Origin of the sequence: Amycolatopsis kentuckyensis (genome assembly GCF_041679295.1) — a bacterium.
Classification (GTDB): domain Bacteria; phylum Actinomycetota; class Actinomycetes; order Mycobacteriales; family Pseudonocardiaceae; genus Amycolatopsis; species Amycolatopsis kentuckyensis_A.
Genome location: NZ_JBGDMD010000002.1, coordinates 787,987 through 802,692, shown reverse-complemented (window position 1 = coordinate 802,692; position 14,706 = coordinate 787,987). Strand labels below are relative to the sequence as shown.

Below are 14,706 nucleotides of genomic sequence, written 5' to 3'. Positions count from 1 at the left end.
CATTTGCTACATTCCATCGTATGACAAGTGTAGTGAACCTTGGCACCTACGGCGTCTTCCTGTCCCCGCACCGCGACGACGTGACGCGCAAGCAGCACGCCGTCGCGGCGGACGCGCTCGGCTACGGCACGGCCTGGCTCGGCACCGGGCGGGCCTCGATCAGCGACCTCGCCTTCGTCGAAGACATCCTGGCCTCGACCGAGCGGATCACCGTGGCGACGGCGATCGTGAACGTCTGGGCCGACGAGCCGGAGGCGCTGGCCGAGTCGTACCACCGGCTCGCCGACCGGTACGGAAAGCGCTTGCTGCTGGGGATCGGCGTCGGCCACCCCGAGTCCGTCACCGGCTACCACAGCCCGTACGCGACGCTCGTCGGCTTCCTCGACCGGCTCGACGCGGCCGGCGTGCCGCCCGAAGCCCGCGTGCTCGCCGCGCTCGGCGACCGGGTCCTGGAACTGGCTCGGGACCGCGCCGCGGGCGCGCACCCGTACCTGGTGCCGGTCGCGCACACGCGGCACGCCCGGTCGGTCCTCGGCGCGGGCAAGATCCTGGCCCCGGAGCAGAAAGTCGTCCTCGGCGACCCCGAGGAGGCCCGCGAAGTCGGCCGCGCCTTCATCCGCGAGCCCTACCTCGGGCTGCGCAACTACGTGCGCAACCTGCTGCGCCACGGGTACACCGACGCCGACGTCGCGGGCGGCGGCAGCGACCGGCTGATCGACGACCTCGCGCTGCACGGGACGCCCGAAGAGGTCGCGAAGGGGCTGCGGTCCCATGTGGACGCCGGCGCCGACCACGTCGCCGTCCAGGTGATCGGCCGGTCGGCCGAGGTCGAGGCCGAGAACCACCGGCGGCTGGCCGAAGTGCTGCTCTGATCAGCCGGGCGCGGGCAGGAGGGCGTTCAGCGCGGTGACGATCGTCCGTTCCTCGTAGGCGAAGTGATCGTCCAAAGCGGACGCGAGCCGGTCGAGTTCCGTGCGCAGGCGGGCCGGATCGGTCTCCTCGTCGACGAGCCGCTGGATCTCCTCCTGCAACCGCGCGACGACGACGTGCTCCTCGCCGAGTTTCTCCAGCGCGGGCGCGAGGGCCGGGAAGCGCGCGGCGAGCATCGGGAAGATCGCCGCGCCTTCCCCGGTGTGGTGCCGGGTGAGGGCGGCGCAGAAGCCGGAACACCGCGTGCTCAGGCGGTTCGAGCCGCCCGCGCGCAGTTCCCGCAGCTCGGCGCGCAGCCAGTCGTGCACCTCGACGAGCCAGTCCCCCATGCGCCGCACGGCATCGAGCCGGTGCAGTTCGACGACCGGCAGCACACGGGTCGTCCTCGCCTGGTAGGCCGCGAAGCCCGGTTCGCGCGCGACGATCTCGGCGAACAGCTCGTCGCGGTCCGGCGGGAGCGCGGCCATCGCCTCGAACGTCTCGCTCTCGGTTTCGACTGTCGCAAGAGGATTGTGCCGGATGTTGTGGTACCAGGCGGGGTGCTTCGGCGAGCCCATCGCGGACGCGACGACGACCAGACGGCCGTCGATGTCCAAGGCCCCCAGGGGAACCCGGTGTGGGCGGCCGGTGCGGGCGCCGGTGGTGGTGAGGTGGATCAAGGTGCTCCTTTGGCGACGGAAGTGATCGCCGGAGGCCGTGAAGCGACACGGAACGGGCGCGCGGAGGGCACACTTCTGCCTGGGACAGCAGAACGTGTCGATTCAGGGGGGCTGAAGTAGCCACTACCTCCGTGCGTAGGCCCATCCGGGGCGCATCCGTACCGTAGCACGGAATCAGCGCGCGGCGTCGGCGGCTTTCTGCGCGGCAGTGGCGGCCTTGTCGGCCCGGTCGAAGGTCTCCTCGGCCTCTTCGAACTCCGCCGTCGCGCGCTCGGCGCGTTCTTCGGCTTCGGCCAGGCGGGTCCGCAGGTCTTCGACGCGGGCGGTGGCCTGCTCGGCCGCGCGTTCGGTGCGGACCAGGTCGCGCTCGGCCACCGCGCGTTCCTTGGCCAGCTCGGCGGCTTCCTTGCGCAGGCGCTCGCGTTCGGCGCGGACCCGCTCGCGTTCCCTGCGGTCCGCTTCCTGCTGCCGACGGTCCTTTTCGGGCCGTTTCGACGTGGCCGGTTCGGCTTTTTCCACCATCCGGGCCGGACGCCTGCCGCTCGACGGCGGGGACGCGGTCGCGGCGAGGGTGAACCACTGGTCGGTGTCCTGGTGCGCCACCGACGTCAGCCGCCCGGCCAGGGCGAGCGCCGCGGTGTCCGGGTCGGCCGCGACGGCTTCCAGGGTCGCCTCGACCTCGCGGGAGACGGTGTCGCTCATCGACGGCAGGCCGTGGACGATCCGCCGCACGAGCTGCCCGCGGCGGCGGGTCAGCGCGCGCAGGTCGTCGCCGGCCAGCCGGGTGTGCGCGTCGCGCAGCTCGTCCCCCACCTCGGCGAGTTCCCGCAGCTCATCGGGGTCGTCCCGGGCCAGGCGGTTGACGATCGCGGCGGCCGTGGTCGGCTTCCGCAGCTCCCGGATCTTGGCCGCGAGCTCGGCGTCCCCCTCGGCCTTCGCGGCTTTCGCCGCCGCGTTGCGCGCGCTGACGAACTCCGCGAGGTCACCCCCGTAGAGCTCGCCGGCCACCGTGTCGAAGTCCATCGCGCTCCAGCGAACCACATCGGACTGGTGCGAGCACCTGCGACGAGTCATCATCGGGGGCATGTTCTTCGATCTGGGTGTCCGGGACTTCCTCGACCGCGCGGAAACGGTGTACCCGGACCGCGTCGCGGTGGTCGACGAGCCGGACCAGCCCGCGCCGAGCTGGGGTTCGCTCACCTACGCCGAGGTCGCGCGGCGGGCCCGCGCGCAGGCCGCCAACCTCGACGCGCTCGGCGTGCCGGTCGGCGGGCGCGTCGCGATGGTGTCGCACAACGCCGCGCGGCTGCTCGTGTCGTTCTTCGGCGTGTCCGGCTGGGGCCGGGTCCTGGTGCCGGTGAACTTCCGGCTCGCGCCGGCCGAGGTCAAGTACATCGTGGAGCACTCCGGCGCCGAGGTGCTGATCGTCGACCCCGAGCTGGAGCACCTGCTGGACAAGGTGACGGCCAAGCACGTCTTCGTCCTCGGCCGCGACGACGAGGCGATCTGGGGCGGCGAGGGGACGCCGCGACCGTGGGCGGGCGACGAGTCGGCCACGGCGACCATCAACTACACCTCCGGCACGACGGCGCGGCCGAAGGGCGTCCAGCTCACCCAGCGCAACATCTGGCTGAACGCGGCCGTGTTCGGCCTGCACACGACGTTGAGCGACAACGACGTCCTGCTGCACACCCTGCCGATGTTCCACTGCAACGGCTGGGGCATGCCGTACGCGGTGACCGGCCTCGGCGGCCGGCACATCGTGCTGCGCAAGGTCGACGGCACCGAGATCCTGCGGCGCATCGAAGAGCACGGCGTCACGATCCTGTGCGCCGCCCCGGCGGTGGTCACGGCGGCACTCGACGGTGCGGCGACGTGGGAGGGCGAGATCCCGGGCCGCGACCGCGTCCGGATCGTGGTGGCCGGCGCCCCGCCGCCGACCCGCACGATCGAGCGCGTGCGGGCCGAGCTGGGCTGGGAGTTCATCCAGATCTACGGCCTGACCGAGACGGCCCCGCTGCTGACGGTCAACCGGATGCGCAGCGAGTGGGCCGACCTCGACCCGCACGAGCAGGCCCGCCTGCTCGGCCGCGCGGGAACGCCGGCGCTGGGCGTCCGGATCGCCGTCGACACGGACGGCGAGGTGCTGGCCCGGTCGAACCACAACCTGGACGGCTACTGGGAGAACCCCGACGAGACCGCCCGGGTGCAGGAAGGCAACTGGTTCCACACGGGCGACGGCGGTTCCTTCGAAGACGGCTACCTGACGATCGCCGACCGCAAGAAGGACGTGATCATCTCGGGCGGCGAGAACGTGTCGTCGATCGAGGTGGAGGACGCGCTGAACTCCCACCCGGCGGTCCGCGAGGCCGCGGTGATCGGCATCCCGGACGAGAAGTGGGGCGAGCTGGTGACGGCTCTGGTGGTGACGTCCGAGCCGGTGACTTCCGAAGAGCTGATCAAGCACTGCCGCGAGTACCTGGCCGGCTACAAGTGCCCGAAGCGGGTGGAGTTCCTCGGCGAGCTGCCCCGGACGGCGACCGGGAAGATCCAGAAGTTCAAGCTGCGGGAGCCGTTCTGGCAGGGCCAGGCGAGGCAGGTCAACTGACGTGAGCCGCTAAGCTGCGAGTACCGGGTCCTCGCGCCGCCGGAGCACCCGATCACCTGAGCTCAGACCAGCCGGAAGAACGTCCGCACCTCGTCGGCGAACAGCTCCGGCTGCTCGTAGGCCGCGAAATGCCCGCCGCGGTCGAGCTCGTTCCAGTGCCGGATGTCGGTGTACCGCTTGGCCGCCCACCGACGCGACGGCCGGGGCATCTCCTTCGGGAAGATCGAACACCCCACCGGCACGTCGACCGTGTCGTCCGTGGCTTCCGAGAACCACTTCTGCACCTTGCGGATGCTCTCCCAGTACAACCGCGCCGACGACGTCGCCGTGCCGGTGAGCCAATACAGCGTCACGTCGTCGAGCAGTTCGTCGCTGGTGAACGGGAAGCCGTCCGACCACGCGTGGAACTTCTCCACCAGCCAGCCGCACAACCCCGCCGGGGAATCCAGCAAGCTGTAGCCGAGCGTCTGCGGCCGGGTCGACTGCAGCACCGAATAGCCGTCCTCCCAGCGCTTCGCGTGGTCCAACGCGGAAAGCGCGTCCCGCTCGGCGGGAGTCAGGTCGTCGAACGTCGCCGGGTCCGGGGCCGCGATCGGCGGGTTGAGGTGGATGCCCGCCAGGTGCGCCGCGTCCCGCTGGGCCAGGGCGGTCGTGATCGACGTGCCCCAGTCGCCGCCCTGGGCGCCGTACCGGTCGTAGCCCAAGCGGGCCATCAGTTCGGCCCAAGCGGCGGCGATCCGTTCGATCCCCCAGCCCGGCGACGACGGCTTGTCGCTGAAGCCGTACCCCGGCAGCGACGGGATCACCAGGTGGAACTCCGGCGTCAGCAGGGGAATCACCTTGAGGAACTCGAGGAACGACCCGGGCCAGCCGTGCGTCAGGATCAGCGGCAACGCGGCCGGCTCGGGCGACCGCACGTGCAGGAAGTGGATACCCAGGCCGTCGATTTCCGTGCGGTACTGCGGAAACCGGTTCACCCGGGCTTCCAGCGCACGCCAGTCGTAGCCGGAAGCCCAGTAATCGCACAGAGAACGCAGGTAGGCCGGCGGCGTGCCCTGGCTCCAGTCGTCCGGCCCGGCCTCGGGCCAGCGCGTCCGGCGCAACCGCGCGCGCAGGTCTTCGAGGTCGGCCTCGGGAACCTCGACGCGGAACGGCTTCACGCCGGGACGTAGGTCAGCTGGACGACGCCGTTGGCGAACGTCGCCGACTTCTTCAGCACCAGCGGGAACGTCGGCCCCTCCTCGGGGAACAGCCGCTTCCCGCGGCCCACGACGATCGGGTACAGCAGCAGGTTCAGCTCGTCGACCAAGCCTTCGGACAGCAGCCAGCGCACGGCGGTCGTGCTGCCGCTGGTCATGATGTCGCCGCCGGGCTCGGTCTTCAGCGCGCGGATGGCCGTGGCCGGGTCGCCGGTCAGCAACGTCGAGTTGTTCCAGCTCACTTCGGACAAAGTGGACGAAAGCACGTATTTGCGCACGTTGTTCATGAACTCGGCACCTTCGTCGTCCTCGACGGTCCGGCCGGGCCACGCCTCGGCGAACCCTTCGTAGGTGACGCGCCCGAGCAGCATCGCGTCGGCCGCGGCCATCCCACCGCCGACCGCCTGGCCGATTTCGTCGGTCCAGTACCGGAGCGACCACTGGTCGGGCGCCTCGACCACGCCGTCGAGCGAGATGAACAGGTTCGAAACGATCTTGCGCATGGGCACCCTTCGGTTGAGGGGTCCCACTATAAACCGGGGAAACCTCCGGATCGTCCACTCGCGACAGTCGCACGAACGCGCACGCTGTCGGCCTCCGCCCGCTCGCGCTCCGCCTCCGTCGCCGGCTCCAGCCGGGCCGGGACGTCCTTGTGGTGCGGCGTCCCCGCGATCGGATCGCGGTCGAGCGCGTCGGTCAGCAGGTTGATGCGCGGGCCGCTGACCACGCGCCGGCCGTCGGCGTCCGGGTGCGCCATGCCGTAGCCGTGCGGCAACGACAATTGCCCCGGCCGCAGCGCCGGATCGGCTTCGGCGCGGACGACCACCCGGCCGGCCGGCGTCACGACCGCCACCCAGTCGCCCGCCGAAGCACCGATGGACGCCAGCTCTTCGGGACGCGCCCGCAGCGCGCCGTCCGGATCCGTGCGGCGCCAGCGCGGGTCGCGCAGGATCTGGTTCGCGTTGTGCGCCCGGCGCTGGCCGTTGATCAGCGAATACGGGAAGGAAGGATCCGGCCGTTCCGAAGCCGGGTCCAGCGACGAAAGCCAGTCCAGCAGCTCCGGTACCGCCAGCCGGACGCGCGACCGGCGCATCAGGCTCCACACCTCGTCCTGCTCGTGCGTCGAAAACGGCGTCGGGCCGGCCAGCACGCGCGCGAACAGCTCCTCGCCGAGTTCCGGACCGGAAGCGGAGCTGCCCAAAGCCCGCTGCACCGGCACAGTCATCGTCTTCGCCGCGCGGTGGCAACCGGCCCACAACGGCGCGATCGACGCCGCGCCGTCGGGCAGCGACGCGCCCAGCGTCCGGTAGAGCAGTACCGGCAGGATCGCGGCCCGCTCGGGCATCGCCTGGACCAGCGCCCCGATCCCCGCCTGCAGCTCCGAACGCGGCCCGGCGGCCAGCGACGCGAGGACGTCGGACGGCGGCAGCACGCCCAGCGCGTCGAACAGCCGCGTGTAGATCTCGGCTTCGACCAGCGTGCCGGGCAACGGGTCCAGCAGCGGCGGGCGCAGCTGGAAGTAGTTCGTCGGCCATTCGAAGGTGAAGAGCGTGAACTCCCACTTCTCGTGCTGGGACGCCGCCGGCAGCACGTAGTCGGCCAGCGCCGCCGTCTCGGTGTACGCGACGTCGACGACGACCGACAGCTCGGTCTCGCGGATCGCGCGTTCGACCTCCCGCGTGCCCGCGTAGGTGTTGGCCGGGTTCGACGACTCGACCCACAGCGCGCGGACGCGGTTCGGGTGGTCGGTGCGGATCTCCTCGGCCAGGGTGTTCGCCGGCAGCAGGCCGCCGATGTACTCGAACCCGGTGACCTCGGACCGCTTACCGCCGCCCGAACCCCACAGCGGCAGCAGCCACGAGTGCAGGTTGTTGGTCCCGCGCCGGCCGAAGTGCCCGGTGACCAGGTACAGCAGTTTCTCGAGGTAGCTGTTGAGCGTCGAGTGCCGGCCCTGCTGGATGCCCAGCTCGACGCGCACGGTCATGGCACGGGCCGCCAGGATCAGGTCGACGGCCTTCTCGACGTCCACACGGGACACTTCGGCGTGCGCGATCCACTCGTCCACCGGGATCTTCGCGAGCACCGCCGCGACCTCGTCGAAGCCTTCGGTCCGCTCCGCGAGGAATGCGGAATCCACGCCCCCGCGCTCGATCAGCAGCGCCAGGATCGCGCCCAGCAGGTAGGCGTCGGTACCGGGGCGCAGCGGCAGGTGCAGGTCGGCGATCTCCGCCGTCTCCGTGCGCCGCGGGTCGATGACGATCATCCGGCGCGCGGGATCGTTCTTGATCGTGTTGAGCGCGTGCCGGGCGTTGCTGAACCCGTGCGCCTGCCAGGGGTTGCAGCCGAGCACGAGCAGCAGGTCGCAGTGCTCGACGTCCTCGGCGGTGTGCACGAGCGTCGAGCCGTACAGCTGCCCGTTCACCCAGAAGTCGCCGGTCTTCTCCTGCGACAGCGCGTTGAAGTGGCGCGTCGAGTTCATCCACTTCAGCAGCGACGCGCCGTACGCGCCCCCGGAGTGGTTGCCCTGCCCGCCGCCGCCGACGTACGCGAAGGAGCCGGGCCGGCCGGCCTCGGTGTCGGCGTCCCGGATTTCGCGCAGCTTCCCGGCGATCTCGGTGAGCGCGGTGTCCCAGTCGATGGGCTCGTGGGTGCCGTCGGGACGCCGGCGCAACGGCGTCGTCAGCCGGTCGTCGTGGTCGCCGTACCAGGTCAGGCGCTGCGCCTTCTGGCACAGGTAGCCGCCCGAGCGCGGGTGCGCCTTGTCGCCGCGGACGCGGGTGATCTTCCGCCCGTCGAGCTGCACCTCCAGCCCGCAGTTGAGGTAGCAGAGGCTGCACGCGGTGCGGTGCCACTCGCCGGTCATATCAGCTCCAATGCGCGGCCGAGCGTCGTGAGACGCGCGTCGAGCGTTTCGCCGGCCGGGTACAGCCGGACGGTGTCGATCCCGGCGTCGCGCCAGACGCGCAGCCGCTCCCGGACCATTTCTTCGGTGCCGATCAGCGTGGTGCCGAGCACCATTTCGTCGGTGACGAGCGCGGTCGCGCCGTCGCGGTCGCCGGCCAGCCAGCGCTCGCGGACCTCGGCGGCGACGTCGGCCCGGCCTTGGCGGCTGTAGGCGTTGTTGTAGAAGTTCGTGGTGGCCGAGCCCATCCCGCCGAGGCTGAAGGCCAGTTCCTTCTTGCGGCTGCCGACCAGCACGCGCAGCTCGTCCTCGTTGGCGGCGAAGGCGACTTCGGCACCCTGGCAGACGTCGATGTCCTTGCGCGTGCGACCCGACTTCGCGAGCCCGGCGTCGAGGTGGGTGAAGTACGCGCCGGCGCCTTCGGGGACGAAGCTGGTGCCGAGCCAGCCGTCCGCGACCTCGCCGGTCAGTTCGAGGAGCTTCGGTGACAGCGTCGCGAGGTAGATCGGGATGTCCGGGTTCGGCGCGGTGGACAGCCGCATCGGCCGGGCCTCGCCGGGCAGCGGGATCTCGAAGGCCTTGCCGGAGAACGAAATCTTCTCCCCGGCGAACGCCTGACGGATGATCTCGACCGTCTCTCGCATGCGGGTCAGCGGTTTCCCGAACGGGACGCCGTGCAGGCCCTCGATCACCTGCGGCCCGGACGGGCCGAGTCCCAGGGCGAACCGGCCGCCGGACAGGTCGGCCAGCGTCAGCGCCGCCTGCGCGATCGCGACCGGCGTGCGCGTGCCGAGCTGGACGATCCCGGAGCCGAGCCGGATCCGGTCGGTGCGGGCGGCCAGGTAGCCGAGCGCGGACGGCGCGTCGGAGCCCCAGGCTTCGGCGACCCAGCAGACGTCGAGACCGAGCTTCTCCGCCTCCAGCACGAAGTCCAGCGTCGTGCGCGTGTCCTTGGAGAACTCGACGGTCGTCGCGGTCTTCATCGGCCCTCGATCCGCTCCTTGATCGCGGCGAGGTTGCCGGTCATCGCGGCTTCGAACTCGCGCAGCCGCACGAAGACGATCTTCTGCTCCTTCTCGGGCATCCGGTCGATGGCGAACGACAGCCCGGAGCGCCCCGGGCCCATCTGCATCCACTGGTGCAGCCGCGTGCCGCCGTTGTCGGGCTCGAGGGTGAACTTCCAGATCGCGCTCGGCTCGGCCGGGTCCGCGACGGCCCAGGCGAACACGCGCGGGGGCTCGCATTCGACGACGTACGACGTCGTCTCCCACTCGCCGAACGCGTCGTGCTTGCTCCGGCCCAGGAACTTGCGGCCTTCTTCGCACCACTCGACGGACTGGAGCTCCGGGCTCAGCTCGGGCATCAGCGAGATGTCCGAAACGACCGGCCAGACGTCCTCGGGGGCGGCGTCGATCCAGGTCGAGACCTCGGCCGTCGGCTTGTCCGCGTACCGCGCGCCGGTCCACTCCATCGTGGTCGCACTCCCCTCGATCGGCCGTTGACCACGATAGTTGCGTAGATAGACCTACCCTGTCAACGTCACTCTTGCCGCGCGAAGCGGGCTTCGACGTCCGGGCGCCGCGCCAGCCGCGACGGGAACCCGGGGCCGCGGCGCATGCGCGTGTCGTCCGGCGTCATCGGCTCCCGGCACTCCGCGCAGACGATTTCGGCGTGCGTGTCGTGCCCGCAGGCGAGGTGGTGCACGGTGATCGGCGGGCCGGCTTCGGCGGCGAGCCACTTGTCGCCCCACCGCGTCATGGCGAGCAGGACGGGGTAGAAGTCGCGGCCCTTTTCGGTGAGGACGTAGTCGTAGCGCACCGGCTCGCTCTGGTAGGCGACTTTCTCCAGCAACCCCTCCTCGACCAGCCGCTTGAGCCGGTCGGCGAGGGTGTTGCGCGCGATGCCGAGCGCCTGCTGGAACTCGTCGAAGCGGCGGACGCCGTAGAAGGCGTCCCGCAGCACGAGCGGGGTCCACCAGTCGCCGAGCAGGTCCATGGTGCGCGCGATCGAGCACGGCCACTGCGCGAACGAGGTCCGTTTCATGCGGCCGAGCGTACCGCGTTTTCCAGAAGGACTCAGCAGGTCAGCCGCATGACCACCCGGCGCGCGGTCGGCCGGCTGACCTCGGTGAAGCCGGCGTCGGCGAAGACGCCAACGGTCCCGACGAACAGTTCGCCGGGCCAGGCGACCTGCTGCCCCGGCGCGACGGCGATCGGGTAGCCCTCGACCGCGCGGGCACCGCGCTCGCGGGCGAAGCCCGCGGCCGCTTTCGCCAGCGCGGCGCTGACTCCGCGACGGCGAAAGCCCTTGCGGGTGACGAAGCACGTCACGGCCCAGACGCCGTCGTCTTCCTTGTCTTCGTCGCGGCCGTCCCAGACCAGCCGGCTGGTGCGGAGGCGGCGGTAGGCGGTGCGCGGCTCGACCGCGCACCAGCCGGCGGGCTCGCCGTCGAGGAAGGCGACGAGCCCGGTGGCGTGGTCCGCGGTCTGCGCGCGGAACCGGTCTGCGCGGTCCGCCGGGGTGCCTGCCCGCCACTCGGCGGCGGTGTCCTTGAAGTACTGGCACCGGCAGCGGGCCGGATCCCCGCGGTCGCCGAAGATCGCCTCCAGGTCCGCCCAGGACACCTCGTCGACCGGTACGACAGTCAGCATTTCCCCGACGTTAGACCAGGTGCCCGGTGGTGACGTCGACGTGCTCGGGCACTTCGTCGTGCGCGTCGCCGACCGTGAGGGTGCCCGCCGGCTCGACCAGGAGCACGCTCGCGCCGGTCTTCGACGACGGCTTGTGGAACGTCCCCTTCGGCACCACGAAGACCTGGCCGCGTCCGAGGGTGACGACGCGCTCGCCCGGGTCGCGCACGCCGATCTCGATCTCGCCGTCGAGGACCAGGAAGAACTCGTCGGTGTCGGTGTGCACGTGCCAGACGTGCTCGCCGTCGAACCGGGCGAGCCGGATGTCGTAGTCGTTGACGCGGGTGACGATCCGCGGGCTCCAGGCGGCGTCGAAGGTCGCCAGGACTTCGTTCAGGTCGATCGGGTTCATGCGGCCATGCTCGACCTGGTGTTCCGCCGGCGGGAGTGCTAGGAATCGCACATGCCGCAAGAATTCTCGCACCGGGTCGTCGCGATCGTGACGGCGGAGTCCAATCCGTTCGAAATGGGCGTCGCGACCGAGCTGTTCGGGCTGCGGCGCCCGGAGCTGGACCGGCCCTGGTACGACTTCACGCTCTGCGCCGCGACGCCGGACGTGCGGATGAACCTCGGCATGTTCACGCTCACCGGCGTCGCCGGGATCGAGGCGGCCGACACGGCGGACACGCTGATCGCGCCGGCCCGGCCGGACACCGGGGTGCCGACGGACCCGGCGGTCATCGCGGCGATCCGCCGGGCCGCCGCGCGCGGGGCCCGGCTGGTCAGCTTCTGCACGGGCGCGTTCGCACTCGCCGAAGCCGGCGTGCTCGACGGCAAGCGGGCGACCACGCACTGGCAGTGGGCGGCCGAGTTCGCCGCGCGGTTCCCCGCGGTGCGCTGGGAGCCGGACGTGCTGTTCGTCGACGAGGGCAACGTCCTGACGGCGGCGGGCAGCGCGGCGTCCCTCGACCTGGGCCTGCACCTCATCCAGCGCGACCACGGCGCCGAGGTCGTCAACGCGGTGAGCCGCCGCCTGGTCTTCACCGGCCACCGCGACGGCGGCCAGCAGCAATTCATCGCGCGGCCGGTGCCGGCGGTCCCGGAGACGTCGCTGGCCCCGGTCCTCGCGTGGGCACTGGGGCGCCTGGACCAGCCCCTGACGGTCGCGGACTTGGCCACCCGCGCGGCGGCCAGCCCGGCGACCCTGCACCGCAAGTTCCGCGCGGAGCTGGGGACAACGCCGCTGGCGTGGCTGACGACGGAGAGGGTGTCGCTGGCCTGCCGCCTGATCGAACGCGGCGAGCTGCGCCTGGACCGGGTGGCGTCGGCAAGCGGCTTCGGCACGGCGGCCAACCTGCGCCTGCAACTGCGCCGGCACACCGGGTTGAGCCCGAGCGCTTACCGCCGCCGGTTCGGGCCCGCCGCTTAGGCCGGCCCGCGGCACGGGCGTCGCGACCGCGGTGCGCCCGCGAGCTGTGATCGGTTTTCCGATGGCCACCCCAGCCCGAGCTATTGGTGGCCGGGGGCGCACCGGGCCTACCGTCGAAGGCACGGCGATCTGGGGCTCTTTTCGCCGTTCCCTTCACGAAAACGGAGTTTCCTTTGCGCATCAAGCAGATCGGTGCCGTGCTGGCCGCGGCCGCCGTCTTCGCCCTGCCGGCCACACCCGCGACAGCGGCGTCGCGGATCATCCCCCTCGACGCCGCCACCGGGCAGCAGCCGGAGAACATCGCCTTGGAGCCCGACGGCTCCGCCGACCTCACCTTCGCCTGGACCGGCGAGATCGGCCGGGTCACCCCCGGCGGCCGGGTGAGCGTCATCGCGCGCGTCCCGGTGCCGGACGACGGTGACGTCCCGGTCGTCCACCGGAAACTGTTCGTCGGCGGCATCGTCCGCGCTCCCGGTGGCGACCTGTACTTCGCCGTCTCGACCGGCACCGCGGCGACCGGCCTCTACCGGGTCCGGCCCGGCGGCACCCCGGTCAAGGTGGCTTCGCTGCCGCCGGCCGGGTTCCAGAACGGCGTCGCGCGCGACCCGGCCACCGGCGACCTGTTCGTCGCCGATTCGTTCGGCTCGACGGTCTGGCGGGTCTCCCGGGGACGCGTCACCGCCTTCGCCACCGGTGAGCTGCTCGCACCGGTGTCCGGCTTCGGCGCCAACGGGATCAAGGTCCACGCCGGCGCGGTCTGGGTGTCCAATCTGGACCGGGGGACGCTGGTCCGGTTCCCGCTCACCGGGGCACCGGGCCGGGTCGTCGCGTCGGGCCTCGGCCCGGTCGACGACTTCGCGTTCCACGGCGGCACGGTCGTCGCCGCGATCAACCAGGAGAACCGCGTGGTCACGATCGGCCACGACGGGGTGCGGACCCTCTTGTCCACTTCGGACGGACTCACCAACCCGACGGCGGTCGCCGTCCGGGGCGACGCGGTGTACGTCACCGACGGCGCCTACTTCGGGGGATCACCGAACCTCCTCCGGACCTCGCTCGCCCGGTAGCGCTCGAAGCGCAATTTGCATTGTGCAGATGGCACGTGCCGGTCACCGATGATCGGCACGTGCATCCGCACGCGAGCTGTGCACGCTCGCCGTCACGGGTGCGCCGCGCACGCGCGAAATGGTTGCTGTGCGCCAAATCCGCCGGTATGTTGGCGCCGTCCCGGTCGGGCCGACAGCGGCTCCCGGGACTCGCGCTGCTCGGCCGTGGTGGGGAGGCCGAAGCCGAGATAGCGCTTTCCGGAGGTAGGGGTCGCCGCCGGACAGGAGGGAAGCAGTGCCTTGGTGTACCCGGGGACGGTCATGGACGACCGCGTGACCGAGCCGTACCTGGTCGGGCAGGACGCCATCGCGGGCGAGCTCAGCCGCGGCAAGTGGTGTGTCTACCTGCACGAATGGCTCGGCGACGAGAACGACCTGCCCACGTGGCGGATGCAGGTGGCCGAGCACGCGGCCGAGTTCGGCGTCGACGTGTGCTTCATGGACATCCCGCGCAAGGACATGACGCTGGTGGCAAACGTGCACGCGTTGCCGAGCTTCGAGCAGGTCACGCAGTCCGTGGCGGCGTTGGAGCACTACCGCGAGCAGGTCGCGGACCGCCGCCGCTCAGCCCAGTGACACGAGCGCGATCGCCGCGCCGGCCCCGAGCAGGCCGGCCACCTGCGCGCGGCTGAGCCGTTCCCGCAGGAAGACCAGCGCGAGCAGCACCGGGACGGCGGGGTAGAGCGCGGCCAGCACGGTGGCGACCGCGAGCAGCTGGTGCTGCGCGGCGAGCAGGTACAGGACGATCGCGGCGCTGCCGCACACGCCGGCGAACGCGGCGGGCGCGAGCAGCCGGGCGGGCAGCCGCCACGGCGCCCGCGTGGCCGTGACCAGGCCCGCGATGGCCACCACGGACACCGCGCGGCTGACGACCACCGGCCAGAACCCCGCTTCGGCGGGGATCCGCGACAGCGCGACGAACTGCACGGCGAACCCGAGCCCGGCGACGAAGGCGTCCGGGATACCGGCAGCCGTCCGCTTTTCCCCCGTACTGCGGGAAATCAGGCCCAATGCGGGGATCGCGCAGCAGACGCCGATGAGCGCAACGGGCGAAAGCCGTTGCCCCAGCAGGAGCAGTCCGAAGAGGACCGGAAGCACCACGGCGGCGACGTCGCAACGCACCCCAGCCGAGCGCGGCGACCCCGGGGTCGCTGCCGAAGGCGAGCGGGACGGTCACGACGGTGCCCGCGACCTGCGCGTACAGTGAGACGGTCATCCTGGGCGCCCGCCGGGACGCCAGCCC

Annotated in this window: 16 protein-coding genes; 5 read left to right on the top strand and 11 right to left on the bottom strand. The window is 71.5% G+C overall.

Annotation, left to right across the window (positions count from 1 at the left end; translation table 11 throughout):
• Nucleotides 1-20 precede the first annotated feature (20 nt).
• A complete protein-coding gene (locus ACERZO_RS10020) occupies nt 21-872 on the top strand; it encodes a TIGR03620 family F420-dependent LLM class oxidoreductase (RefSeq protein WP_372664253.1) in 852 nt (283 codons plus the stop codon).
• On the opposite strand, the gene ACERZO_RS10015 is transcribed toward ACERZO_RS10020, so the two are convergent.
• Together ACERZO_RS10015 and ACERZO_RS10010 are read right to left on the bottom strand one after the other, a co-directional pair.
• Nucleotides 873-1,589, bottom strand: coding sequence for a nitroreductase/quinone reductase family protein (locus ACERZO_RS10015; RefSeq protein ID WP_372664252.1), 717 nt, complete (start codon nt 1,587-1,589; stop codon nt 873-875).
• A 174-nt stretch (nt 1,590-1,763) separates the two neighbouring features.
• Entirely contained in the window at nt 1,764-2,612 is an 849-nt protein-coding gene (locus ACERZO_RS10010; RefSeq protein ID WP_372664251.1) for a hypothetical protein, read from the bottom strand.
• Nucleotides 2,613-2,673: 61 nt separating this feature from the next.
• Here ACERZO_RS10010 and ACERZO_RS10005 point away from each other — a divergent pair, with 61 nt between their 5' ends.
• Entirely contained in the window at nt 2,674-4,197 is a 1,524-nt protein-coding gene (locus ACERZO_RS10005; protein ID WP_372664250.1) for an AMP-binding protein, read from the top strand.
• A gap of 62 nt (nt 4,198-4,259) precedes the next feature.
• Here ACERZO_RS10005 and ACERZO_RS10000 read toward each other — a convergent pair whose 3' ends face one another.
• The 8 genes from ACERZO_RS10000 to ACERZO_RS09965 form a co-directional block, all read right to left on the bottom strand.
• The gene (locus ACERZO_RS10000) at nt 4,260-5,357 is read right to left on the bottom strand and encodes an epoxide hydrolase family protein (RefSeq protein WP_372664249.1); all 1,098 of its coding nucleotides are present in this window, start codon (nt 5,355-5,357) and stop codon (nt 4,260-4,262) included.
• Nucleotides 5,354-5,899, bottom strand: a complete 546-nt coding sequence (locus ACERZO_RS09995) for a dihydrofolate reductase family protein (protein WP_372664248.1) — start codon at nt 5,897-5,899, stop codon at nt 5,354-5,356. Before ACERZO_RS09995 ends, ACERZO_RS10000 begins: the two co-directional genes overlap by 4 nt.
• Before the next feature lie 26 nt (nt 5,900-5,925).
• Entirely contained in the window at nt 5,926-8,259 is a 2,334-nt protein-coding gene (locus ACERZO_RS09990) for a molybdopterin-dependent oxidoreductase (RefSeq protein WP_372664247.1), read from the bottom strand.
• A complete protein-coding gene (locus tag ACERZO_RS09985; RefSeq protein ID WP_372664246.1) occupies nt 8,256-9,281 on the bottom strand; it encodes an LLM class flavin-dependent oxidoreductase in 1,026 nt (341 codons plus the stop codon). The genes ACERZO_RS09990 and ACERZO_RS09985 overlap by 4 nt, the downstream gene beginning before the upstream one ends.
• On the bottom strand, nt 9,278-9,769 hold the full coding sequence (locus tag ACERZO_RS09980; protein WP_372664245.1) for an SRPBCC family protein: 492 nt from the start codon (nt 9,767-9,769) through the stop codon (nt 9,278-9,280). The genes ACERZO_RS09985 and ACERZO_RS09980 overlap by 4 nt, the downstream gene beginning before the upstream one ends.
• A 68-nt stretch (nt 9,770-9,837) precedes the next feature.
• Nucleotides 9,838-10,341 (bottom strand): winged helix-turn-helix transcriptional regulator, encoded by a 504-nt coding sequence (locus tag ACERZO_RS09975; RefSeq protein WP_372664244.1) that lies wholly within the window; start codon nt 10,339-10,341, stop codon nt 9,838-9,840.
• A gap of 32 nt (nt 10,342-10,373) precedes the next feature.
• Entirely contained in the window at nt 10,374-10,949 is a 576-nt protein-coding gene (locus ACERZO_RS09970; RefSeq protein ID WP_372664243.1) for a GNAT family N-acetyltransferase, read from the bottom strand.
• Nucleotides 10,950-10,959: 10 nt separating this feature from the next.
• Complete coding sequence (locus ACERZO_RS09965; protein ID WP_372664242.1) at nt 10,960-11,340, bottom strand: cupin domain-containing protein; 381 nt, start codon at nt 11,338-11,340, stop codon at nt 10,960-10,962.
• A 51-nt stretch (nt 11,341-11,391) separates the two neighbouring features.
• On the opposite strand from ACERZO_RS09965, the gene ACERZO_RS09960 reads away from it, so the two are divergent.
• From ACERZO_RS09960 to ACERZO_RS09950, 3 genes are all read left to right on the top strand, one after another.
• On the top strand, nt 11,392-12,357 hold the full coding sequence (locus ACERZO_RS09960) for a helix-turn-helix domain-containing protein (protein ID WP_372664241.1): 966 nt from the start codon (nt 11,392-11,394) through the stop codon (nt 12,355-12,357).
• Between the two features lie 173 nt (nt 12,358-12,530).
• Nucleotides 12,531-13,424 (top strand): hypothetical protein, encoded by an 894-nt coding sequence (locus tag ACERZO_RS09955; protein WP_372664240.1) that lies wholly within the window; start codon nt 12,531-12,533, stop codon nt 13,422-13,424.
• Between the two features lie 300 nt (nt 13,425-13,724).
• Nucleotides 13,725-14,039, top strand: coding sequence for a hypothetical protein (locus ACERZO_RS09950; RefSeq protein ID WP_372664239.1), 315 nt, complete (start codon nt 13,725-13,727; stop codon nt 14,037-14,039).
• Here ACERZO_RS09950 and ACERZO_RS09945 read toward each other — a convergent pair.
• Complete coding sequence (locus ACERZO_RS09945; RefSeq protein ID WP_372664238.1) at nt 14,028-14,564, bottom strand: EamA family transporter; 537 nt, start codon at nt 14,562-14,564, stop codon at nt 14,028-14,030. The genes ACERZO_RS09950 and ACERZO_RS09945 overlap by 12 nt on opposite strands.
• Between the last annotated feature and the right edge of the window lie 142 nt (nt 14,565-14,706).

What these genes read in the sequence shown, in the direction of transcription:
- ACERZO_RS09960 (WP_372664241.1), top strand. Translation starts at nt 11,392, where the DNA reads ATGCCGCAAGAATTCTCGCACCGGGTCGTCGCGATCGTGACGGCGGAG.
- ACERZO_RS10020 (WP_372664253.1), top strand. Translation starts at nt 21, where the DNA reads ATGACAAGTGTAGTGAACCTTGGCACCTACGGCGTCTTCCTGTCCCCG.
- ACERZO_RS09990 (WP_372664247.1), bottom strand. Translation starts at nt 8,259, where the DNA reads ATGACCGGCGAGTGGCACCGCACCGCGTGCAGCCTCTGCTACCTCAAC.
- ACERZO_RS09970 (WP_372664243.1), bottom strand. Translation starts at nt 10,949, where the DNA reads ATGCTGACTGTCGTACCGGTCGACGAGGTGTCCTGGGCGGACCTGGAG.
- ACERZO_RS09965 (WP_372664242.1), bottom strand. Translation starts at nt 11,340, where the DNA reads ATGAACCCGATCGACCTGAACGAAGTCCTGGCGACCTTCGACGCCGCC.
- ACERZO_RS09985 (WP_372664246.1), bottom strand. Translation starts at nt 9,281, where the DNA reads ATGAAGACCGCGACGACCGTCGAGTTCTCCAAGGACACGCGCACGACG.
- ACERZO_RS09950 (WP_372664239.1), top strand. Translation starts at nt 13,725, where the DNA reads ATGGACGACCGCGTGACCGAGCCGTACCTGGTCGGGCAGGACGCCATC.
- ACERZO_RS10010 (WP_372664251.1), bottom strand. Translation starts at nt 2,612, where the DNA reads ATGGACTTCGACACGGTGGCCGGCGAGCTCTACGGGGGTGACCTCGCG.
- ACERZO_RS10005 (WP_372664250.1), top strand. Translation starts at nt 2,674, where the DNA reads ATGTTCTTCGATCTGGGTGTCCGGGACTTCCTCGACCGCGCGGAAACG.
- ACERZO_RS09995 (WP_372664248.1), bottom strand. Translation starts at nt 5,899, where the DNA reads ATGCGCAAGATCGTTTCGAACCTGTTCATCTCGCTCGACGGCGTGGTC.
- ACERZO_RS09980 (WP_372664245.1), bottom strand. Translation starts at nt 9,769, where the DNA reads ATGGAGTGGACCGGCGCGCGGTACGCGGACAAGCCGACGGCCGAGGTC.
- ACERZO_RS09975 (WP_372664244.1), bottom strand. Translation starts at nt 10,341, where the DNA reads ATGAAACGGACCTCGTTCGCGCAGTGGCCGTGCTCGATCGCGCGCACC.